General features: G+C 71.3%; 16 protein-coding genes and 1 pseudogene. 16 read left to right on the forward strand and 1 reads right to left on the reverse strand.

The window, feature by feature from the left end; genetic code table 11:
* Nucleotides 1–256: 256 nt before the first annotated feature.
* From ACF08N_RS21080 to ACF08N_RS21150, 15 genes and pseudogenes are all read left to right on the forward strand, one after another.
* Nucleotides 257–1,636 (forward strand): annotated as a pseudogene (locus ACF08N_RS21080) (alpha-amylase family protein); the annotation flags it as partial.
* Between the two features lie 92 nt (nt 1,637–1,728).
* The gene (gene pulA / locus ACF08N_RS21085) at nt 1,729–7,113 is read left to right on the forward strand and encodes a pullulanase-type alpha-1,6-glucosidase (protein ID WP_392326160.1); all 5,385 of its coding nucleotides are present in this window, start codon (nt 1,729–1,731) and stop codon (nt 7,111–7,113) included.
* A gap of 74 nt (nt 7,114–7,187) precedes the next feature.
* Complete coding sequence (locus tag ACF08N_RS21090; protein ID WP_392326161.1) at nt 7,188–7,586, forward strand: cell division protein SepF; 399 nt, start codon at nt 7,188–7,190, stop codon at nt 7,584–7,586.
* Nucleotides 7,587–7,643: 57 nt separating this feature from the next.
* Complete coding sequence (locus ACF08N_RS21095) at nt 7,644–8,813, forward strand: AAA family ATPase (protein ID WP_392326162.1); 1,170 nt, start codon at nt 7,644–7,646, stop codon at nt 8,811–8,813.
* A complete protein-coding gene (locus ACF08N_RS21100; protein ID WP_392326163.1) occupies nt 8,810–9,142 on the forward strand; it encodes a nucleotide pyrophosphohydrolase in 333 nt (110 codons plus the stop codon). Before ACF08N_RS21095 ends, ACF08N_RS21100 begins: the two co-directional genes overlap by 4 nt.
* 283 nt (nt 9,143–9,425) lie before the next feature.
* Nucleotides 9,426–9,947 (forward strand): DUF6099 family protein, encoded by a 522-nt coding sequence (locus tag ACF08N_RS21105; RefSeq protein WP_392326164.1) that lies wholly within the window; start codon nt 9,426–9,428, stop codon nt 9,945–9,947.
* Nucleotides 9,948–10,118: 171 nt separating this feature from the next.
* Nucleotides 10,119–11,042 (forward strand): LLM class F420-dependent oxidoreductase, encoded by a 924-nt coding sequence (locus ACF08N_RS21110; protein WP_392326165.1) that lies wholly within the window; start codon nt 10,119–10,121, stop codon nt 11,040–11,042.
* Nucleotides 11,043–11,056: 14 nt separating this feature from the next.
* A complete protein-coding gene (gene mmuM / locus ACF08N_RS21115) occupies nt 11,057–11,962 on the forward strand; it encodes a homocysteine S-methyltransferase (RefSeq protein WP_392326166.1) in 906 nt (301 codons plus the stop codon).
* An 87-nt stretch (nt 11,963–12,049) separates the two neighbouring features.
* A complete protein-coding gene (locus ACF08N_RS21120) occupies nt 12,050–13,567 on the forward strand; it encodes a 3' terminal RNA ribose 2'-O-methyltransferase Hen1 (protein ID WP_392326167.1) in 1,518 nt (505 codons plus the stop codon).
* A complete protein-coding gene (locus ACF08N_RS21125; protein ID WP_392326168.1) occupies nt 13,564–16,137 on the forward strand; it encodes a polynucleotide kinase-phosphatase in 2,574 nt (857 codons plus the stop codon). The genes ACF08N_RS21120 and ACF08N_RS21125 overlap by 4 nt, the downstream gene beginning before the upstream one ends.
* A 58-nt stretch (nt 16,138–16,195) precedes the next feature.
* A complete protein-coding gene (locus ACF08N_RS21130) occupies nt 16,196–16,738 on the forward strand; it encodes a hypothetical protein (RefSeq protein ID WP_392326169.1) in 543 nt (180 codons plus the stop codon).
* 111 nt (nt 16,739–16,849) lie between these two features.
* Nucleotides 16,850–17,023, forward strand: coding sequence for a hypothetical protein (locus tag ACF08N_RS21135; RefSeq protein WP_392326170.1), 174 nt, complete (start codon nt 16,850–16,852; stop codon nt 17,021–17,023).
* Nucleotides 17,024–17,336: 313 nt separating this feature from the next.
* Complete coding sequence (locus tag ACF08N_RS21140; protein ID WP_392326171.1) at nt 17,337–18,569, forward strand: arginine deiminase; 1,233 nt, start codon at nt 17,337–17,339, stop codon at nt 18,567–18,569.
* Nucleotides 18,570–18,630: 61 nt separating this feature from the next.
* Nucleotides 18,631–19,656 carry an ornithine carbamoyltransferase gene (gene argF, locus ACF08N_RS21145; protein ID WP_392326172.1) on the forward strand — a complete coding sequence of 342 codons (1,026 nt, stop codon included), beginning with the start codon at nt 18,631–18,633 and terminating at the stop codon, nt 19,654–19,656.
* A gap of 202 nt (nt 19,657–19,858) precedes the next feature.
* Nucleotides 19,859–21,310, forward strand: coding sequence for an amino acid permease (locus ACF08N_RS21150; protein WP_392326173.1), 1,452 nt, complete (start codon nt 19,859–19,861; stop codon nt 21,308–21,310).
* 4 nt (nt 21,311–21,314) lie between these two features.
* Here the strand turns inward: ACF08N_RS21150 and ACF08N_RS21155 are convergent, their stop codons facing one another.
* On the reverse strand, nt 21,315–21,701 hold the full coding sequence (locus tag ACF08N_RS21155; RefSeq protein WP_392326270.1) for an ATP-binding protein: 387 nt from the start codon (nt 21,699–21,701) through the stop codon (nt 21,315–21,317).
* Nucleotides 21,702–22,005: 304 nt separating this feature from the next.
* Here ACF08N_RS21155 and ACF08N_RS21160 point away from each other — a divergent pair, with 304 nt between their 5' ends.
* The gene (locus ACF08N_RS21160) at nt 22,006–22,833 is read left to right on the forward strand and encodes an enoyl-CoA hydratase family protein (RefSeq protein WP_392326174.1); all 828 of its coding nucleotides are present in this window, start codon (nt 22,006–22,008) and stop codon (nt 22,831–22,833) included.
* The last annotated feature ends 15 nt before the right edge of the window (nt 22,834–22,848 follow it).

A 22,848-nucleotide genomic window follows, 5' to 3' on the forward strand; every position in this document is an offset into this window, starting at 1 on the left:
TTGAACGTAACACCGCTGCAATGACTTGCGAAAGAGTTTGCGGACACGGAAAGGCCACGTTTTCCGGTTGTCATCAAGCCCGTCATGAACTCCTGTCCAGAGGGTTGACCGGGTCGTCGGGCGGGTCGTACGGTCTCGACCGCAACGAGTTTCAGACTTCTTGCACAAGAATTCTCAAAGGCCTTGCGGGCACGGCGCGTTGACCGTACGAGGCTGCACCCTCGAATCCGCACCTCCCTGAAGAGCAGGAGGAATCATGGCCCGCAGAACCGTGGCCGCTGCACTCGCCGTCCTGGCGGGAGCCGCTGCGGCCGTCACGGCCCCCGCCCCGGCCCAGGCCGCGCCGCCCGGCGACAAGGACGTCACCGCCGTGATGTTCGAGTGGACGTTCTCCTCGGTCGCCAAGGCCTGTACGGACCAGCTCGGTCCGGCAGGCTACGGCTTCGTCCAGGTCTCGCCGCCCCAGGAGCACATCCAGGGCCCGCAGTGGTGGACGTCGTACCAGCCCGTCAGCTACAGGATCGCCGGCCGCCTCGGCGACCGGACCGCCTTCAAGAACATGATCGACACCTGCCACGCCGCCGGCGTCAAGGTCGTCGCCGACACCGTCATCAACCACATGGCCGCGGGCTCCGGGACGGGCACCGGCGGCTCCGCGTACGGGAAGTACGACTACCCGGGTCTGTACTCCTGGTACGACCTGAACAACTGCACCTCGCAGATCAGCAACTACCAGGACCGCTGGAACGTGCAGGAGTGCGAGCTCGTCGGGCTCGCCGACCTGGACACCGGCGAGGAGTACGTCCGCACGAAGATCGCCGGCTACATGAACGACCTGCTGTCGCTCGGTGTCGACGGCTTCCGCATCGACGCCGCCAAGCACATGGCCGCCGGCGATCTCGCGGCCGTCAAGGCCAAGCTGACGAACCCGTCCGTGTACTGGAAGCAGGAGGCCATCCACGGCGCGGGCGAGGCCGTCTCGCCGAGCGAGTACCTCGGCAACGGCGACGTGCAGGAGTTCCGCTACGCACGCGACCTCAAGCGCGTCTTCCAGAACGAGAACCTCGCCTACCTGAAGAACTACGGCGAGGGCTGGGGCTACATGGAGTCCGCCAAGTCCGGTGTCTTCGTCGACAACCACGACACCGAGCGCGGCGGCGACACGCTCAACTACAAGAACGGCGCCGACTACACCCTGGCGAACGTCTTCATGCTGGCCTGGCCCTACGGGTCGCCCGACGTGCACTCCGGCTACGAGTGGTCGGACAAGGACGCCGGACCCCCCAACGGCGGGCACGTCAACGCCTGCTGGAGCGACGGCTGGAAGTGCCAGCACGCCTGGCGCGAGATCTCCTCCATGGTCGCCTTCCGCAACGTCTCCCGCGGGCAGTCCGTCACCAACTGGTGGGACAACGGCGGCGACCAGATCGCCTTCGGCCGCGGCTCCAAGGCGTACGTGGCCATCAACCACGAGACGTGGTCGCTCACCCGGACCTTCCAGACCTCGCTCCCGTCGGGCACCTACTGCGACGTCCAGAACAACCGGCCCGTCACGGTGAACGGCTCCGGCCAGTTCACCGCGACCCTCGGCCCCAACACCGCCGTCGCGCTGCACACCGGCGCACGCTCCTGCGGCTGAATCCCACCGCTCTCCCGCCGCCTCGCTCCTCCTCCCCGGAGCGGGGCGGCACTCCGCACCCGTTCACACCCTCATCCAGGAGATCCGCTGTGATACGCCCCCGTATCCGCCTGCGCCCGGGCGCGGCCGCCGTCGCCGCCGCGGCGACGGTCGCGGCGCTCGTCCCCGCCCTGCCGGCGGTGGCCGCGCCGAAGCCGCCCCCGCCGCCCTCGGACAGAGCCCTGGCCGCGCAGCCGGCCCGCCACGACCTGACCCGCGAGCAGTTCTACTTCGTCCTGCCGGACCGTTTCGCCAACGGCGACCCGGGCAACGACCGCGGCGGTCTGACCGGTTCGCGTCTCGCCACCGGCTACGACCCCACGGACAAGGGCTTCTACCAGGGCGGCGACCTCAAGGGGCTGACCGAGCGGCTCGACTACATCAAGGGGCTCGGCACCACGGCCATCTGGATGGCGCCGATCTTCAAGAACCAGCCGGTGCAGGGCGAGGGCAAGGACGCAAGCGCCGCCTACCACGGCTACTGGATCACCGACTTCACCCAGGTCGACCCCCATTTCGGCACCAACGCCGACCTGGAGCGGCTGATCGACAAGGCCCATGACAAGGGCATGAAGGTCTTCTTCGACGTCATCACCAACCACACCGCCGACGTCGTCGACTACCAGGAGAAGTCGTACGGCTATCTCTCCAAGGGAGCCTTCCCGTACCTGACGAAGGACGGCGAGCCGTTCGACGACAGCGACTATGCGGACGGGACACGCCGTTTCCCCGAGACCGACGAGGACTCCTTCCCCCGCACCCCCGTCGTGCCCGCCGCCAAGAAGGACCTCAAGGTCCCGGCCTGGCTCAACGACCCGGAGATGTACCACAACCGGGGCGACTCGACCTTCGCCGGCGAGTCCGCCGAGCACGGCGACTTCTCCGGTCTCGACGACCTGTGGACCGAGCGGCCCGAGGTCGTCGAGGGGATGGAGAAGATCTACCAGCGCTGGGTGCGCGACTTCGACATCGACGGCTTCCGCATCGACACCGTGAAGCACGTCAACATGGAGTTCTGGACCCAGTGGGCGACGGCGCTCGACGCGTACGCCGCCAAGCGGGGCCGGGACGACTTCTTCATGTTCGGCGAGGTCTACTCGGGCGACCCGGCGATCACCTCGCCGTACGTCACGCGGGGCCGCCTCGACGCCACCCTCGACTTCCCCTTCCAGGACGCGGCACGCAACTTCGCCTCCCAGGGCGGCTCCGCCGACAAGCTCGCGAACCTCTTCGCGCAGGACTACCGCTACACCACGGACAAGGCCAACGCCTACGAGTCCGTGTCCTTCCTCGGCAACCACGACATGGGCCGCTTCGGCACCTTCCTGCGGCAGGACAACCCGCGCGCCGACGACGCCGAGCTGCTCCGGCGCTACCGGCTCGCCAACGAGCTGATGTTCCTCAGCCGCGGCAACCCGGTGATCTACTACGGCGACGAGCAGGGCTACACCGGTGCGGGCGGCGACAAGGACGCGCGCCAGACGCTGTTCGCCTCGCGGACCGCGGACTACCTCGACGACGACCAGCTCGGCACGGGCCGCACCCACGCCGAGGACGCGTACGACACCTCCCACCCGCTGTACCGGTCGGTCGCCGCGCTGTCGAAGCTGACCACCGCCCACCCGGCGCTGCGGGACGGCGTGCAGCAGGAGCGCTACGCCGAGGGCTCCGTGTACGCCTTCTCCCGCACGGACGCCCAGGCGAAGACCGAGTACGTCGTGGCCCTGAACAACGCGAGCGCCGCGAAGACGGTGCGCATCCCGACGGGTTCGGCCGGCACGGACTTCACCGCGATCCACGGCGGCGACGCCACTGTGCGCAGCGGAGACGACCGGACCGTCGAGGTCACGGTCCCGGCGCTGTCGTCGCTCGTGCTCAAGGCGGCGAAGCCGCTCGGCGCACCGGACGGGAAGCCGTCCGTCGAGCTGAAGGCCCCCGAGGCCGGCGCCACCGGCACCGTCGGGATCTCCGCCGACACCAAGGGCGGGCAGCTCGACCGGGTCGTCTTCGCCGCGCAGGTGGGCAACGGCCCCTGGCAGGTCCTCGGGTCCGCCGACCACGCCCCGTACAAGGTCACCCAGCACATCACGGCCCCCGCCGGAACCGCCCTGCGCTACAAGGCCGTCGTCGTCGACTCCGAGGGCCGCACCGCGAGCGCGACGGCCGCCACGACCAGCGGCGCCCCCGCCGTCGAACAGCCCCCGACCGCGACCCAGCGGGACTACGCGATCGTCCACTACAAGCGCGCCGACGGAGACTACGCCGACTGGGGCCTGTACACGTGGGGCGACATCGCCGACGGCGAAGGCACCACCTGGCCCGCGGGCAAGCCCTTCACCGGCCGAGACGCGTACGGCGCCTTCGCCTACGTGAAGCTGAAGCCCGGCGCCTCCTCCGTCGGCTTCATCGCCGTGAACAAGGACGGCGTGAAGGACACCGACGCCGACCGCACCATCGACCTGTCCAGGACGGGTGAGGTGTGGATCGAGCAGGGCAGGACCGGCCTGTCCGACACCGCGCCCGAGGGCGCCTACCCGCCCCAGGACACGTCCAAGGCCGTCCTGCACTACCGGCGGGCCGACGGAGACCACGCGGGCTGGGGTCTGCACACCTGGACCGGAGCCGCGCAACCGACCGACTGGTCCAAGCCCCTGGAGCCCGTACGGACGGACGCGTACGGCGCCGTCTTCGAGGTGCCGCTCGCACCCGGCGCCACCTCGCTCAGCTACATCCTGCACAAGGGCGACCAGAAGGACCTGCCCTCCGACCAGTCGCTCGACCTCAAGGCCACCGGCCACGAGGTGTGGCTGCTGGCGGGCCAGGAGAAGTACCTGCTGCCGCAGCCCAAGGGCGGCGGCGCGGCCCTGGACCTCACCAAGGCGCACGCCGTCTGGATCGACGAGACCACCGTCGCCTGGAACGGCAGCGACGCCGCCGCGGCCGCCGTGCTCCTCTCCTCCCGCGACGGGTCGATCACCGTCCAGGACGGCACCCTCACCGGTGACCGGCAGGTCCTGCGGCTGAACAGCACGGAGCTGACCGGCGCGCAGAAGGAGAAGTTCCCGCACCTGAAGTCCTACCGCGCCTTCTCCGTCGACCCGCGCGACCGGGACCGCGTCCGCGAGGCGCTGAAGGGCCGGCTCGTCGCCGCCCAGTACGCGGCCAACGGCGCCGTCGTCGCAGCCACCGGCGTCCAGATCGCCGGCGTCCTCGACGACCTGTACGCGGCGAAGGCGACCCAGGCGTCGCTCGGGGCGACGTTCGACCGCAAGGGCGTGCCCACGCTGCGGCTGTGGGCGCCGACCGCGCAGCAGGTCTCGCTCGAACTCGACGGGAAGACCGTCGCGATGCACCGCGACGAGGCCGGCGTCTGGTCCGTCCGCGGAAAGCGGAGCTGGAAGGGCGACGCCTACCGCTACCAGGTCACGGTCTGGGCCCCCAGCGCCGGGAAGGTCGTCACCAACACGGTCACCGACCCCTACTCGCTCGCCCTGACGGCGGACTCCGAGAAGAGCATCGTCGTCGACCTCTCGGACCCGTCCCTGGCCCCGGCCGGCTGGTCCGCCCTGAAGAAGCCCGCCGCCGTGCCGCTGAAGGACGCCCAGATCCAGGAGTTGCACATCCGCGACTTCTCCGTCGCGGACCCGACGGCCGAGCACCGGGGTACGTACCTCGCCTTCGCCGACAAGGACAGCAAGGGCTCGCGGCACCTGCGCGCACTCGCCGGCGCCGGTACCTCCTACGTCCACCTGCTGCCCGCCTTCGACATCGGCACCATCCCCGAGAAGAAGGCCGACCAGCAGCAGCCCGAGTGCGACCTGAAGATCTATGCACCCGACTCGGAGGAGCAGCAGGCCTGCGTCGCGAAGGCCGCCGCGAAGGACGCATACAACTGGGGCTACGACCCCTTCCACTACACGGTCCCCGAGGGCTCGTACGCCACCGACCCGGACGGCACGAGGCGCACGGTCGAGTTCCGGCAGATGGTGAAGTCCCTCAACGAGGACGGTCTGCGCACCGTCATGGACGTCGTCTACAACCACACCGTCGCGAGCGGCCAGGCCGAGAGGTCCGTGCTCGACAGGATCGTGCCCGGCTACTACCAGCGGCTGCTCGCCGACGGCTCCGTGGCCACCTCCACCTGCTGCGCCAACACCGCGCCCGAGAACGCCATGATGGGCAAGCTCGTCGTGGACTCGATCGTGACGTGGGCCCGCGAATACAAGGTGGACGGCTTCCGTTTCGACCTGATGGGCCACCACCCGAAGGCCAACATCCTGTCGGTGCGCGAGGCACTCGACGAGCTGACCGTGGAGCGGGACGGCGTCGACGGGAAGAAGATCGTCCTGTACGGGGAGGGCTGGAACTTCGGCGAGATCGCCGACGACGCCCGCTTCGTCCAGGCCACCCAGAAGAACATGGCCGGCACCGGCATCGCGACCTTCTCCGACCGGGCGCGCGACGCCGTGCGCGGCGGCGGTCCGTTCGACGACGACCCGGGCGTGCAGGGCTTCGCCTCGGGCCTGTACACCGACCCCAACTCCTCGAAGGCCAACGGCACCGAGGCGGAGCAGAGGGCGCGGCTGCTGCACTACCAGGACCTGATCAAGGTCGGGCTGTCGGGCAACCTCGCCTCGTACTCCTTCACGGACACGCGCGGCCGCACGGTCAAGGGATCCGAGGTCGACTACAACGGTTCGCCGGCCGGTTACGCCGCGGCGCCCGGTGACGCGCTCGCCTACGCGGACGCCCACGACAACGAGACGCTGTACGACGCACTCGCCTTCAAGCTCCCCGCCGGCACGTCCGCGGCGGACAGGGCGCGCATGCAGGTGCTCGCGATGGCGACCTCGGCTCTGTCGCAGGGGCCCGCGCTCTCCCAGGCGGGCACCGACCTGCTGCGCTCCAAGTCGCTGGACCGCAACTCCTACGACAGCGGCGACTGGTTCAACGCGATCCACTGGGACTGCCGCGACGGCAACGGCTTCGGCCGCGGCCTGCCGCCCGCCGCCGACAACAAGGCCAAGTGGGGTTACGCGAAGCCGCTGCTGACAGGCGCGGCGCTCACGCCCGGCTGCGCGCAGATCGACGGCGCCTCGGCCGCCTACCGCGATCTGCTGCGGATCCGGACCACCGAGCCCGCCTTCGGCATGGCCACCGCCGAGGACGTCCAGTCCGCACTGTCCTTCCCGCTGTCCGGCACGGACGAGACCCCGGGCGTGATCACCATGCGGCTCGGCGACCTCGTCGTGGTGTTCAATGCCACGCCCGAGCGGCAGACCCAGCGGGTCGGGGGCCTGGCGGGCATGGCGTACGGGCTCCACCCGGTGCAGCGTTCCGGTGCGGACGGGGTGGTGAAGTCCGCGTCGTACGAGCCGACTTCGGGAACCTTCACGGTTCCGGCGCGTACGGTCGCGGTCTTCGAGCGCGGCTGACCGATCGCGATCCGCCCGCCCCTCACCCCGTGTCGCTGTTGGGCCGAACGGGTGAGGGGCGGGAGGATGGTCCCATGAGTAGGTACGAGAGGTACGACGTCACCGACGAGCAGTGGGAGGGCCTGGCGCAGGTGGTGCCGCTGCGCAGCCGCAACGAGTGGCCGTCGCGGGTGGACCACCGGACCGTCCCGCAGGACTACGCGGCCGCCGAGCACCGTCGTTTCGTCGTCCTGCGGGTGCAGGTCTTCGCCGACGCCCGCGAGGTCGCCGAGTACCTCGTCAACCGCACGCCCGTCCTGCTGGACCTGACTGCCGCCGACGCCGAAGTGGCCAAGCGGATCCTGGACTTCAGCAGCGGTGTCGTCTTCGGGCTCGGCAGCGGAATGCACCGGGTGGATCGCAACGTGTTCCTCCTGGCCCCCGTCGGCACCGAGGTGGAGGGAGTCGAGGCGGACGCCGTACCTCATTCGTAGGACGGCCGACGCGGCGGAACGGTTCGGCGGTGATCATGGTGCGTACCGTCCCGCTGCATGGACGCGAACACACTGGTCATCGGCCGGAAGACGCTGCCCGAAGAGGCGGGCGCAGCCCGGCCCGCGGTCACCGAACTACGGCTCTCCGCCTACCGGAGGCACCGGGGAACGGCGCTCGCCCTCGGCCCCATGACACTCCTCACGGGCGCCAGCGGCAGCGGCAAGTCGAGTGCGCTCGAGGCGTACGAGGCACTCGCGCTGCTCGGCGCCGGACACGACCTTCGCACCGCGTTCCCCGAGCCGGCCGCGTGCGTTCCCGAAGGGGCACGGACCGACCGCCAGGGACGCCGGGGCTTCCGGATCGGATGCACCGTGGACGGCCCCGCGGGACCGGTCCTCCTCGACCTCGCCGTCCAGGCCGTGCCGCGCCTGCGAATCGTCGGGGAACGGCTGACCAGCGGCGGACGGACCTTACTCGCCACGGCCCTGCGCGATCCCGGCCGCCCGGAGGTGGAGGCCGCCTGGCACACCTCCGGTGCGGCCGGCGTCACCCGGGGCCGGCTGCCCGGTGACCGGCTCGGCACCGCCCTGCTGCCGCTGCACGTCGCCGGAAGGACGCAGGCGCAGCTACGGGTGCTGGCGGCGGCCGAGCAGGTGGTCCTCGCGCTGAGGTCCGTCTTCGCCTGCGACCCGCGGCCGCACCGGATGCGTGAGCCGGTCGCCGCGGGGCCCGGCAGGCTGCGGCGCGGATGCGACAACCTGGCCGAGGTTCTGCACCGTACGCGCAGCGAATGCGGCAAGCGGCACGCCCGGCTCGCCGCGGCGGCGCGCGTCGGCTGCGCGGGGGAGGTGACGGACCTGTGCGTGGAGGAGCTGGGGAACGGCACGGTGCGGGCGCTGCTCGCGCGCGGCGGCTCCGGCGCGGGCACGCCCCTCGGGCGGCTGGGGGAGGGCGAGTTGAGGTACCTGGCCCTGGCCCTGGTGCTGCTCACCGGTCCGGGGGTGCTGTCCGTGGACCAGGTGGCCGAGGTGCCGGCGGCGTATCAGTCGCTCACGGTGCTCGCGGACGGATTCGACCGCTGCCTGGATCCCGCGCAGGCGCGTGAACTGGTCGCCCTCGCGGCCGAGATGTGCGCGAGGGGGCATATCCGGCTGGTCGGGGCCGTGTCCGATCCGTCGTGCGCGCGGGGGGCCGAGGGGGTGTCGGTGGTAGACCTGGTGCCGTGACGAGAGACGACGGGCTGGACGTGGCGGGACTGCAGCGCAGGCTGGCGGAGTTCGCGGCGGCACGCGACTGGCAGCCGTACCACACGCCGAAGAACCTGGCGGTGGCGCTGAGCGTCGAGGCCGCCGAACTGGTCGAGATCTTCCAGTGGCTGACGCCCGACGAGTCGGCGCGGGTGATGGAGTCGCCCGACACGGCGGACCGGGTGCGCGACGAGGTCGCGGACGTGCTCGCCTATCTGCTCCAGTTCTGCGAGGTGCTCGGGATCGACGTGCTGCGGGCCTTGTCCGAGAAGATCGACCGCAACGAGCGGCGTTTCCCGGCGGAGTAGCGGCGTCGGGGCGCGCCGCCGGGGCGCCGGGGGTGCCGGGGCTCGCGGCGGTGGGGCGCTGGGGGCCGGTGGCGGAGGCGCCGCCGGGGCGCGGTGGACGGAGGGGTGGAAGGGGTGGCCGGGCTGCTTCGACAGCCCTTCGTCACTCTTTGGAGTTGTCGAGTTATCCACAACTGCCTTGGTGTCCACAGATTTCCGAATTCCCCTGGCTTTTCTGGTCGAAGACCTTCACTCTGGGTAATGAACTGAGTGGGCGGACAGTCGTACGAACGGGGGCGCGTTCATGGAAGCGTTACGACTCATCGAGATCAGTGGCCACGCACTGGCGCGGAGCCGGTCCGTGCCGGAGATCGTGGCCGAGGCGTGGCAGATCCAGGCCCTGGCCCAGGCGATCGGCAGCCGGCTCGCCGCGAGCGGGCCCGCCGAGCTGAGAGGCGAGGCCCGGGGGCTCGGCGAGATCGGCGGGCGGGGGTGCGGGGTGCTCGACCACCCGATGGTGCGCAGCGGCGGCGTGCGAGCCGCGCAGCTGACCGAAGTGGCTGATCCCGAGGCGGCGTTGACCGGGCTCAACACCCTGCTCGGCGAGGTCGGCATCGCTCTCGTCGGCGTCGCCTGCGCCACGGACGACGAGGGGCTCTACTGGCAGTGCATCGAGACGATAGACGCCGCGGACGAGTCGAGCGATCGGGTGCGCGGCATGCTGCGCCGCCTCGCCGAGCACGAGCGCCCGCCCGAAGCGGTCCGCGGCCGCGCGGGCCCGGCGGGATCCGTCGCGGAGATGGATCCGGCGGCCGGTGCGCCGTGACATGGACTCCACGGGCCGTCCCGTGCGCGGGCCGGCCACGGGCCCGGCGAGGCCCGTCACGTGCAAGGTCGGCGCGGTGTTCCGGTGCAACCGGCCGGCGCACGTACGACCGAACCCCTCATCCGCCCGGCGCACCGGATTCCACCGCGGCGACAGGTGCAGGATGGATGCATGGATCTTCGAATCTTCACCGAGCCCCAGCAAGGGGCGAGCTACGAGACCCTGCTGAGCGTCGCCAAAGCCGCCGAGGAGCTCGGCTTCGACGCCTTCTTCCGATCCGACCACTACCTGCGCATGGGCTCGGCCGACGGACTGCCCGGTCCGACCGATGCCTGGATCACGCTGGCCGGTCTGGCCCGCGAGACCAAACGGATCCGCCTCGGGACCCTGATGACGGCCGGCACCTTCCGGCTCCCGGGCGTGCTCGCCATCCAGGTTGCCCAGGTCGACCAGATGTCGGGCGGCCGCGTCGAACTGGGGCTGGGCGCGGGCTGGTTCGAGGAGGAGCACCGGGCGTACGGCATCCCCTTCCCCAAGGAGAAGTTCGCCCGCCTCGAGGAGCAACTGGAGATCATCACCGGCCTGTGGGCCACCGAGGTCGGCGCGACCTACTCCTACGAGGGCACCCACTACCAGCTGAAGGATTCGCCGGCCCTGCCCAAGCCCGCCCAGGACAGAGTCCCCGTGCTGATCGGCGGCCACGGAGCCACCCGCACCCCCCGACTGGCCGCGCGGTACGCGGACGAGTTCAATCTGCCCTTCGCCTCGCTCGAGGACACCGAGCGCCAGTTCGGCCGCGTCCGTGCCGCCGCCGAGCAGGCCAGCCGCTCCCCGGACGATCTGGTCTACTCGAACGCACTGGTGGTGTGCGTCGGCAAGGACGACGCCGAGGTGGCCCGCCGCGCGGCGGCGATCGGCCGTGAGGTCGACGAGCTCAAGGCGAACGGGCTGGCCGGCTCCCCGGCCGAGGTCGTCGACAAGATCGGCCGCTACGCGGCGACCGGCTCGTCGCGCATCTACCTCCAGGTGCTGGACCTGGACGATCTCGAACACCTGGAGCTCATCTCCTCCCAGGTCCGGTCCCAGCTGAGCTGATCCCGGGAGCCACCGTGAGACCCACCCGCACACTCGCCGAAGCCCTCGCCCGGGACGTTCTCGTCCTCGACGGCGGCCTGTCCAACCAGCTGGAGGCGCAGGGCTGCGACCTCTCCGACGCCCTGTGGTCGGCACGGCTGCTCGCCGACGATCCGCAGCAGATCGAGGCGGCACACGCGGCGTACGCGCGGGCGGGCGCGCAGGTGCTCATCACGTCGAGCTACCAGGCCACGTTCGAGGGTTTCGCGCGCAGGGGCATCGGGGTCGACGAGGCCGCCCGCATGCTCGGCCGCAGCGTCGGGCTGGCGCGCGGCGCGGCCGACGCGGTGCCCCACGAGGTGTGGGTCGCCGCCTCGGTCGGCCCGTACGGCGCCATGCTCGCCGACGGCAGCGAGTACCGGGGCCGGTACGGGCTGACCATGCGGGATCTGGAGCGTTTCCACCGCCCGCGCATCGAGGCCCTCGTCGCGGCGGGGCCCGACGTACTGGCACTGGAGACCGTTCCGGACGCCGACGAGGCGCGGGCGCTGCTGCGCGCGAGCGAGGGATGCGGTGTGCCCGTGTGGCTTTCGTACACCGTCGCGGGCGGGCGGACCCGGGCCGGCCAGGACCTGGCGGAGGCGTTCGCCCTGGCCGCCGGTCGGGACGACGTGCTCGCGGTGGGCGTGAACTGCTGCGACCCGCGCGAGGTGGCCGCGGCGGTCGGGACCGCCGCGGCGGTGACCGGCAAGCCCGTCGTCGCGTACCCCAACAGCGGGGAGGGCTGGGACGCCGCCGAGCGGCGGTGGCAGGGCGGCAGTGCGTACGACCCGGCGGAGGCACGCATCTGGCGTGCCCGCGGAGCCCGAATCGTCGGCGGCTGCTGCCGCGTGGGACCGGAGGAGATCGGTGCCCTCGCGCGCCTGCTGCGCACGGGCTGATCCCAGCGGCGCGGCGACCGTGTTCTGGGTCCCGGTTGTGACAAAACCCGCTGGTCAAGGCAGACGAACCGGACGATACTCAAACGCGTGTTCCTGACGATCAGTACGACCGGTACCCCCGAACGGCCCGCGACCGACCTCGGCTTTCTGCTGCACAAGCACCCCGACAAGGCGCAGACGTTCTCCACCTCGCACGGCACGGCGCACGTCTTCTACCCCGAGGCGTCCGCGGAGCGGTGCACGGCCGCACTGCTGCTGGAGGTGGATCCGGTGGCGCTCGTGCGGCGCGGCAAGGGCAAGGGCCGCGGCGGCGCGCCCGACGCCGCGCTCGCGCAGTACGTCAACGACCGTCCCTACGCGGCGTCGTCGCTGCTGGCCGTGGCGCTGAGCACGGTGTTCAAGAGCGCCCTGCGCGGTGTGTGCGCGGCGCTGCCCGGACGGGCCGAGGCCCCGCTGCCGCTGCGTATCGAGGTGCCCGCCGTCGCCGCACGCGGCGGCGCCGAACTGGTCCGGAAGCTCTTCGGCCCGCTCGGCTGGACCGCGGTCGAGGCCGAACCGATCGCCCTGGACGAGCAGTTCCCCGAATGGGGCGCGTCGCGCTACGTGCGGCTGGTGCTCGAAGGGGAGCTGCGGCTCGCCGACGCGCTGCGCCAGCTGTATGTCCTGCTCCCCGTCCTGGACGACGCCAAGCACTACTGGGTCGCGCCCGACGAGGTCGACAAACTGCTGCGCGCGGGCGAGGGCTGGCTGGCCGAACACCCCGAGCAGAAGCTCATCACCAGCCGCTACCTGTCCCGGCGCTGGGGACTGACCCGGCAGGCCATGGAGCGCCTGGAGCTGGTGCGCCTCGCCGAGGCCGACGACCTGCGCGTCGAGGACGTGGACAACGCCGTCGACGAGACCACGGACACCGAGGAGCGCCCCGTGCCGCTCGCCGAGCAGCGCAGGGACGCCATCCTCGAAGCACTGCGCGCCGCCGGTGCGAGCCGCGTGCTCGATCTGGGCTGCGGACAGGGCCAGTTGCTCCAGGCGCTGCTCAAGGACGTCCGGTTCACCGAGATCGTCGGTGTCGACGTATCGGTGCGTGCCCTGACCATCGCCGGGCGCCGGCTCAAGCTGGACCGTCTCGGGGAGCGGCAGGCTGCCCGCGTCCAGCTGATCCAGGGCTCGCTCACGTACACCGACAAGCGGCTCACGGGCTACGACGCCGCCGTGCTCAGCGAGGTCGTCGAACACCTCGACCTGCCGCGGCTGCCCGCTCTCGAGTACGCGGTGTTCGGCTCCGCGCGCCCCCGCACCGTGCTCGTGACGACGCCCAACGTCGAGTACAACGTGCGCTGGGAGACGCTGCCCGCCGGCCACGTGCGCCACGGCGACCACCGGTTCGAGTGGACCCGCGAGGAGTTCCGGACCTGGGCCGAGGCGGTCGCCGGACGCCACGGCTACGCGGTGCGGTTCGTGCCGGTCGGGCCCGACGACCCCGAGGTGGGACCGCCGACCCAGATGGCGGTGTTCGAGATGACGTCCACCGGCACGACCGACACCACTGACACGACCGACACGACCGACACCGACACGACCGCGAAGCAGGCGACCGCCGCATGACCAGCACCACGGAAACCACCACCGGCGCCACCGCTCCCGGCCGCCGCCTCCCGGTGACGGACCTGTCCCTCGTGGTCCTCGTCGGCGCCACCGGGTCGGGCAAGTCCACCTTCGCGCGCAAGCACTTCAAGCCCACGGAGGTCGTCTCCTCGGACTTCTGCCGCGGCCTCGTCGCCGACGACGAGAACGACCAGAGCGCCAGCGGCGACGCGTTCGACGTCCTGCACTACATCGCCGGCAAGCGGCTCGCGGCCGGACGGCTGACCGTCGTCGACGCCACCAACGTGCAGACCGAGAGCCGCCGGCAGCTCGTCCGCCTCGCGCGCGAGCACGACGTGCTGCCCATCGCGATCGTCCTCGACCTCCCCGAGGACGTCTGCGCCGCGCGCAACGCGACCCGCCCCGACCGCGCCGGCATGCCCCGCCATGTCATCGCCCGCCACCGCCGCGAACTGCGCCGCTCGCTGCGCGGGCTGGAACGCGAGGGCTTCCGCAAGGTCCACGTCCTGCGCAGCCAGGAGGAGGTCGACAGCGCGGAGATCGTCCTGGAGCGCCGCTACAACGACCTGCGCCACCTCACCGGCCCGTTCGACATCATCGGTGACATCCACGGCTGCAGCTCCGAGCTGGAGACCCTGCTCGCCAAGCTCGGCTACGAGGACGGCGTCCACCCCGAGGGCCGTACCGCCGTCTTCGTCGGTGACCTCGTGGACCGCGGCCCCGACAGCCCCGGTGTGCTGCGCCGCGTCATGGGCATGGTCGCCGCGGGCAACGCGCTGTGCGTCCCGGGCAACCACGAGAACAAGCTGGGCCGCTACCTCAAGGGCCGCAACGTCCAGCACACGCACGGCCTCGCCGAGACCATCGAGCAGCTGGAGAAGGAGGACGCCGGGGACCCGGCCTTCCGCGAGCGGGTACGGGAGTTCATCGACGGCCTCGTCAGCCACTACGTGCTCGACGAGGGCAGGCTCGTCGTCTGCCACGCCGGCCTGCCCGAGAAGTACCACGGCCGCACCTCCGGCCGGGTCCGCTCCCACGCGCTGTACGGCGACACGACGGGCGAGACCGACGAGTTCGGGCTGCCCGTCCGCTACCCGTGGGCCGAGGACTACCGGGGCCGGGCCGCCGTCGTCTACGGACACACGCCCGTGCCCAACACCTCGTGGATCAACAACACGATCTGCCTGGACACCGGCGCCGTCTTCGGCGGCAGGATGACCGCGCTGCGCTGGCCGGAGCGCGAACTGGTCGACGTGCCCGCCGAGAAGGTCTGGTACGAGCCGGTCAGGCCGCTGCTGACCGAGGCGCCCGGCGGCCGCGAGGGGCGCCCGCTGGACCTCGCCGACGTGGCGGGCCGCCGGGTCGTCGAGACGCGGCACATGGCGCGCATCGGCGTCCGCGAGGAGAACGCGGCCGCGGCGCTGGAGGTCATGAGCCGCTTCGCCGTCGACCCCCGGCTGCTCGCCTACCTGCCGCCGACGATGGCCCCCACCGCGACGTCGCGGGTAGAGGGGTACCTGGAGCACCCGGCCGAGGCGTTCGCGCAGTACCGGGCCGACGGCATCGACAGGGTCGTGTGCGAGGAGAAGCACATGGGGTCGCGGGCCGTCGCGCTCGTGTGCCGCGACGCGGAGGCGGCCCGGGAGCGGTTCGGCGTGGAGGGCCCCACGGGCGCTCTGCACACCCGCACCGGGCGGCCGTTCTTCGACGACGAGGCGGTCACCGAGGAGATCCTCCAGCGGCTGCGCACGGCCGTCACCGCGGCCGGTCTGTGGGACGAGCTGGACACCGACTGGCTGCTGCTGGACGGCGAACTGATGCCCTGGTCGCTGAAGGCGTCCGGCCTGCTGCGCTCCCAGTACGCGGCGGTCGGCGCCGCATCCGGTGCCGTGCTGCCCGAGGCCGGCGCGGCGCTCGAGGCCGCCGTCGCGCGGGGCGTCCCCGTCGAGGGCCTGCTCACCCAGCAGCGCGAACGGGCCGCTGACGCAGCCGCGTTCACGGACGCCTACCGCCGTTACTGCTGGACGACCGACGGACTCGACGGTGTGCGGCTCGCGCCGTTCCAGATCCTCGCCTCCCGGGGCCGTTCGCTCGCCGCGGTACCGCACGACGCTCAGCTCGCCTGGCTCGACCGGCTCGTGGAGCACGACCCGACCGGGCTGTTGCAGGTCACACGGCGGCTGGTCGTCGACACCGGCGACGACGAATCCGTGCGCGCGGGTGTGGACTGGTGGCTGGAGATGACGGGCCGCGGCGGCGAGGGCATGGTCGTCAAGCCGCTGCAGGCGCTCGCCATGGACGACAAGGGCCGGCTGGTGCAGCCGGGCATCAAGGTCCGCGGCCGCGAGTACCTGCGCATCATCTACGGTCCGGAGTACACCCGTCCGCACAATCTGGAGCGGCTGCGCCAGCGGTTCCTGAACCACAAGCGCTCGCTCGCCCTCCGCGAGTACGCGCTCGGGCTCGAGGCCCTCGACCGGCTCGCCGACGGGGAACCGCTGTGGCGGGTGCACGAGGCCGTTTTCGCGGTGCTGGCGCTGGAGTCGGAGCCGGTCGACCCCCGGCTGTGACCCGGTCCGGCGGCTGCGGGGAGGCACTGTCAGTGCCTCCCCGCAGCTCGACCGTGAGGTGTTCGTCCGCCCGGAGTGCCCGCCCGCGCCCGACCCCTACCGGCCCCACCGCCGGATCCGGGCCTTCGACGGCGCGGCGTACAACACCGGTGCGCGCTTCGAGCGGGTCGTCTCCCGCTTCGGCGGCAGGATCCACGGCGAGAGCGTCACCTTCCTGCTCCACGACGCCGGCGAGTCGTACGCCCTGCGGGTCGACCTGCGCTACCAGGGGCCGATGGCACCGGTCGACGTCCGTGGCGTCATGTGGGACGAGGCGAAGGGCCGTGTGGGCCCCGGGGCCTACGACGCCGTGCCGCGCGTCGCGTGGTCCGAGGGCATCCGGGCGATGGCCGCGGTGTACGGCGAGCGGGACGTCGAGGGCTGGGGCGCCGACCGCCGGGACGAGCTGCCCGCGGACTCCTCGGCGGCGTACCAGGTCTTTCTCACGGAGTGCGCGGCCCACGCCGCGACGACCCCGGCCCCGTCGGAGTCCGCGCCCCCAGTGCCACTGCGCCGGACTCGCGCCTGCTGTCCCACGGCGCGGTGCTGTGCTCGGCCGTGACCACCGCCTCCGGCTCAGACGCGCGGGGCACGGCGTCGGCCGCCGTGGGACGCCGTCGGGAGCACCGAGCGCGAGGAGTACCGCGAGCGCGTCACGCACTCGAGCCTGTCGGTGGGCGGCTACGTCTACACGCCGAGCCCGACCTGGCAGACGATGCTGGCCCTGGTGTCGCAGCGGATACCGGAGCTGCCGGACCACGCCACCGCCCAGGTCGCGACCGAGGCGCTGCATGTGGCGCTCGCCTGCAATGTCCGGCAGGAGGCGCTGCGCCCGCTGATGCCCTGACCACAGGTGCCCTGACGACAGATGCTGTGATGGCAGAAGCCCTGACGACAGATGCTGTGATGGCAGAAGCCCTGACGACAGCTGCTGTGATGGCAGAAGCCCTGACAACAGCTGCTGTGACGGCAGAAGCCCTGACGACAGCTGCCGTGACGGCAGAGCCCCCGACGACACCTGCCGTGACGGCTGAGGGCCCGACGACAGAGGCCCTGCCGGCAGGACGTCCTGACGGCAGATGCCCCGGCGTCACCGGCCGGACGCCACAAGGTCGGCCGTTCGCCGGGTGAACGGGCCTCCGCGCGGCGAGGATGGAGACATGGGATTCCATGTCGACTCCGAGACCGGGCGACTGCGCCAGGTCATCCTCCACCGGCCCGATCTGGAGCTGAAGCGGCTCACGCCGAGCAACAAGGACGCGTTGCTCTTCGACGACGTGCTGTGGGTCCGCCGTGCCCGTCAGGAGCACGACGGCTTCGCGGACGTCCTGCGTGACCGAGGGGTGGAGGTGCATCTCTTCGGCGATCTGCTGCGCGAGGCGCTGGAGATCCCCGAGGCCAGGAAGCTGGTGCTGGACCGCGTCTTCGACGAGAAGGAGTACGGGCCGCTCGCCACCGACCACCTGCGGGTCGCCTTCGACGAGTTGCCCACGCCCGACCTCGTCGAGGCGCTGGTCGGAGGGATGACCAAGCGGGAGTTCCTGGCGGGTCACTCCGAGCCGACGTCCGTCCGCTTCCATGTGATGGACCTGGACGACTTCCTGCTCCAGCCGCTGCCCAACCACCTCTTCACCCGGGACACTTCGGCCTGGATATACGACGGTGTCTCCATCAACGCGATGCGCTGGCCCGCCCGTCAGCGGGAAACCGTGCACTTCGAGGCGATCTACAAGCACCATCCGCACTTCGTGGGCGCGGATGCCGCGCCGTTCCACCACTGGTCGGAGGGGCAGGACGACTACCCGTCCACCATCGAGGGCGGCGACGTGCTGGTGATCGGAAACGACGCGGTGCTGATCGGGATGAGCGAGCGCACCACACCGCAGGCCGTGGAGATGCTGGCGCGCGGGCTGTTCGCCGCCGGTTCCGCCCGGACCATCGTGGCCCTGGACATGCCCAAGCGCCGGGCGTTCATGCACCTGGACACCGTGATGACGATGGTCGACGGGGACACGTTCACGCAGTACGCGGGGCTCGGGATGCTCCGCTCGTACACCATCGAGCCGGCCGACGGCTTCGGTGCGCTCAAGGTCAGCGACCATCCGCCGGAGCGCATGCACGACGCGATCGCGGCGGCGCTCGGACTGAAGGACATACGGGTGCTGACCCCGACCCAGGACGTGCACTCGGCCGAACGCGAGCAGTGGGACGACGGCTGCAACGTGCTCGCCGTCGAACCGGGTGTCGTCGTGGCCTACGAGCGCAACGTCACCACCAACACCCACCTGCGCAAACAGGGCATCGAAGTGATCGAGATCCCCGGCAGCGAACTGGGCCGGGGCCGGGGAGGCCCGCGCTGCATGAGCTGCCCGGTGGAGCGAGAGTCTGTATAGCGATGCATCTCGTCGTATAGACTTCCATAGTCACCGCATTCGCGACCCAGGAGCAGCCGTCATGGCGATACATCTCGAAGGCCGCCACTTCCTCAAGGAGCTGGACTTCACGGCCGAGGAGTTCCGTGGCCTGATCGGCCTGGCGGCCGACCTCAAGGCGGCCAAGCGGGCCGGCACCGAGTTCCAGCGGCTGCGCGGCAGGAACATCGCGCTGATCTTCGAGAAGTCGTCGACCCGTACGCGCTGCGCCTTCGAGGTCGCCGCCGCCGACCAGGGCGCGTCCACGACCTACATCGACCCGGCCGGCTCCCACATCGGCACCAAGGAGTCCGCCAAGGACACCGCCCGCGTACTGGGCCGGATGTTCGACGCGATCGAGTTCCGCGGTGACGCGCAGGACACCGTCGAGCAGCTCGCCGCGCACGCCGGCGTGCCCGTCTACAACGGGCTCACCGACGACTGGCACCCCACCCAGATGCTCGCCGACGTGCTGACCATGACCGAGCACACCGACAAGCCGTTGGAGGAGATCTCCTTCGCGTACCTCGGTGACGCCCGCTTCAACATGGGCAACTCGTACCTCGTCACCGGTGCCCTGCTGGGTATGGACGTGCGCATCGTCGCGCCCCGGGCGTACTGGCCGGCCGAGGAGATCGTCGCCGCGGCCCGCCGGACGGCCGAGGGGAGCGGCGCGCGGATCACGCTCACCGAGGACATCGCCGAGGGCGTGCGCGGCGCGGACTTCGTCGCCACCGACGTCTGGGTCTCGATGGGCGAGTCCAAGGAGGTCTGGGACGAGCGGATCAAGGCGCTCGCCCCGTACGCGGTGACCATGGACGTGCTGCGCGCGACGGGCAACACGGACGTGAAGTTCCTGCACTGCCTGCCGGCCTTCCATGACCTCGGCACCGCGGTCGCGCGCGAGATCCACGAGCGCCACGGCCTCACGGAGCTGGAGGTGACCGACGAGGTCTTCGAGTCGGCCCACTCCGTCGTCTTCGACGAGGCGGAGAACCGTATGCACACGATCAAGGCGGTCATGGTGGCCACACTCGCAGCCGCTGAACGGCCATTGAGCAGCCATTGAATAGCCATGCGCCCGATTGGGTGATCATGCGCAGGGGTGGCTAATATGCCGCCATTGGTGGGGTCCGGGCTCGCACGCCCGGGCCCCACTTCCTTGTGCGTGACGTGCACGATCTGCACGCCCGCACGAACCGCCTGCCCATCGCACGACCCGCGCGACGCCTGCCCACCCCGCACGACGGCGCGCAGAGAAGAACGGCCCCATGCGTATCAAAAGCCCAACCCAGCTCGTCGCCGACGCCGGCGCGGACCTCGAGGGCCACGGCCTCAGACGCACCATGGGGCTCTTCCAGCTCGTGTGTTTCGGCGTCGGCGCGATCGTCGGCACCGGCATCTTCGTCGGCCTGTCCGACTCGGTGGCCGAAGCGGGCCCCGCGGTCGTGGTCTCGTTCGTGCTCGCCGCGATCACCTGCATCTTCACGGCGTTCTCCTTCGCCGAGCTGGGCAGCGCGATCCCGGTCTCCGGCAGCTCGTACTCCTTCGCCTACGCCACCCTCGGCGAGCGGACCGCCTTCCTCGTCGGCTGGTGCCTGCTGCTCGAGTACGGCGTCTCCGCGTCCGCCGTCGCCGTCGGCTGGGGCCAGTACCTGAACGAGCTGCTGAACAGCCTCACGGGCCTGTCCCTGCCCGCGGCGCTGTCCAGCCCGCCGGGCGACGGCGGCATCGTCAACGTCCCGGCCGTGGTCGTGATGGTCCTCGCCGCGCTGCTCCTGGTACGCGGCATCCGGGAGAGCGCCCGGGCCACGGCGCTGATGGCGGTCGTGAAGATCGCGGTTCTCGTGCTGTTCTGCGCGATCGCCTTCACCGCGTACACGTCGGACAACCTCTCGCCCTTCTCGCCGCACCATGTCGCGGGCATCACCTCCGGAGCGTCGCTGGCGTTCTTCTCGTACATCGGTTTCGACGCGATCACCACGGCGGGCGAGGAGGTCAGGAACCCGAGGCGCAACATCCCCCTCGCGATCATGATCTGCATCGGCATCGTCACGCTGCTCTACTGCGGCGTCGCGCTCGCCGCCATCGGCGCGATGTCGGCCGGCGACGTCGCCGACAAGCCCGCCGCGCTCTCGCTGATCGTGAACGGCGTCACCGGCTCCGCCCTCGGCGGCGGGATCGTCGCCTTCGGCGCGGTCGTCGCCATCGCGTCCGTCGTGCTCGCCGTGATGTACGGCCAGACCCGCATCCTGCTGTCCATGTCCCGCGACGGACTCATCCCGGGCGTGTTCGAGCGTGTCTCCCCGAAGACGTCGACCCCCGTCGCCAACACCTGGATCGTCGCCGCGACCTTCGCCGTTCCGGCGGCCGTCGTCCCGCTCGACGTCGTGATGAACCTGACCACGATCGGCACCCTCGCGATCATGGTCGCCGTCAACGTCGCGGTGATCGCGCTGCGCCGCCGCTACCCGGGGACCGAGACGAGGTTCCGGGTGCCGCTCTATCCCCTGACCCCGGTGCTCGGCATCGTGTGCTGCCTCTACCTCATCTGGGGCACCGGCTGGCCGACCTGGGTGCAGTTCGCGGTCTTCCTGCTGGTGGGCGCGGTCGTCTACGCCCTCTACGGCCGGCGGCACTCGCGGCTGGCCGCCGGCCCGCGGGCGGATGCCGGGGGGCCGGAGAACCGGAACGAGCCGGTGAGTGCCACGTCGGCGCAGTAGGCCGTCAGCACCTGGCGGGCAGCGTGAACCAGACCGCCTTGCCCCGCTCCGTCGGGCGGTGCCCGCAGTCCGAGCTGAGCGCCCGGACGAGCAGCAGCCCGCGACCGTGCTCCTGCCAGGGGTCGGGCGCATGAGCCGGCGCCGCGGGTGAGAGTTCACCGGGCGGCGCCGGATCGGCGTCGTGCACCTCCACATGACACCCCGTGGGCAGCAGCTCGATCACCAGCTCTATGGGCACACCGCAAGGTGTGTGCTCCACCGCATTGGCTACCAGTTCCGCCGTGAGCAGCTCGGCCGTGTCGCTGTCCGCGGACGCCTCGATGTCCGCCAGCGCGGCGCGGATCATGGCCCGCGCCATGGGCACGGCCACCGTGGTGTGCGGCAGCCCGATACGCCAGGAGGCGCAGTGGGCGGCGGGCTCGGCGGCCGTGGCGTCGTCGTCGGCTTCGTCGGCTTCGTCGGCTTCGGGCAAGGCGGATGTCCGTTCGGTTGCGTTGGTCCGTTCACCCTACGAACGGCCGGGGGCCGGAGGCGGGCCGCGGGGGGCTGCCGCCGTGAGCTGTGCCAGAACCGGGACGAGACCTCAGCACTGTCACAACCCGGGTATCGCGCACTCGTGACGGCAGTCACAGATGAGTGATAGCTTCGAGGGGCAGGCAGCAGGCCGACCGCCCGCCGAAGGAGGCCCCCACTCCATGAGCCCCTTTTCCGGTTCCGCGACGCGCACCGAGCGCTGGCGCCATCTGCGACTGACGCGCAAGGACGGCGTGGCGAGCGTCACGCTCGACCGGCCCGACAAGCTCAACGCCCTCACCTTCGGCGCCTACGCCGACCTGCGCGATCTGCTCGCCGAGCTCTCCCGGGAGCGGTCGGTGCGGGCGCTCGTGCTCGGCGGGGAGGGCCGCGGCTTCTGCTCGGGCGGCGACGTCGACGAGATCATCGGCGCGACCCTGTCGATGGACACCGCGCAGCTCCTGGACTTCAACCGGATGACGGGCCAGGTCGTCCGCGCGATCCGCGAGTGCCCCTTCCCGGTGATCGCCGCGGTCCACGGCGTCGCCGCGGGGGCGGGCGCGGTGCTGGCGCTGGCCGCCGACTTCCGGATCGCCGACGCGTCGGCGAAGTTCGCCTTCCTCTTCACGAAGGTGGGGTTGTCCGGCGGCGACATGGGCGCGGCGTACCTGCTGCCGCGGGTCGTCGGGCTGGGCCACGCGACGCGGCTCCTCATGCTCGGCGAGCCGGTGCGCGCGCTGGAGGCCGAACGAATCGGCCTCCTCAGCGAGCTGGTCGACGAGGGCCAGGCGGACACGCGCGCCGCCGAGCTGGCCCGGCACCTCGCGGACGGCCCGGCCCTGGCGTACGCCCAGACCAAGGCCCTGCTCACCGCGGAACTGGACATGCCGCTGGCGGCGGCGGTCGAGATGGACGCGGCCACGCAGGCGCTCCTGATGAACGGCGAGGACTACGCGGAATTCCACGCCGCCTTCACGGAGAAGCGCCCGCCCAAGTGGCAGGGCCGCTGACATGCCGACCACCCC

Origin of the sequence: Streptomyces sp. NPDC015127 (assembly GCF_043080095.1) — a bacterium.
Taxonomy (GTDB): domain Bacteria; phylum Actinomycetota; class Actinomycetes; order Streptomycetales; family Streptomycetaceae; genus Streptomyces.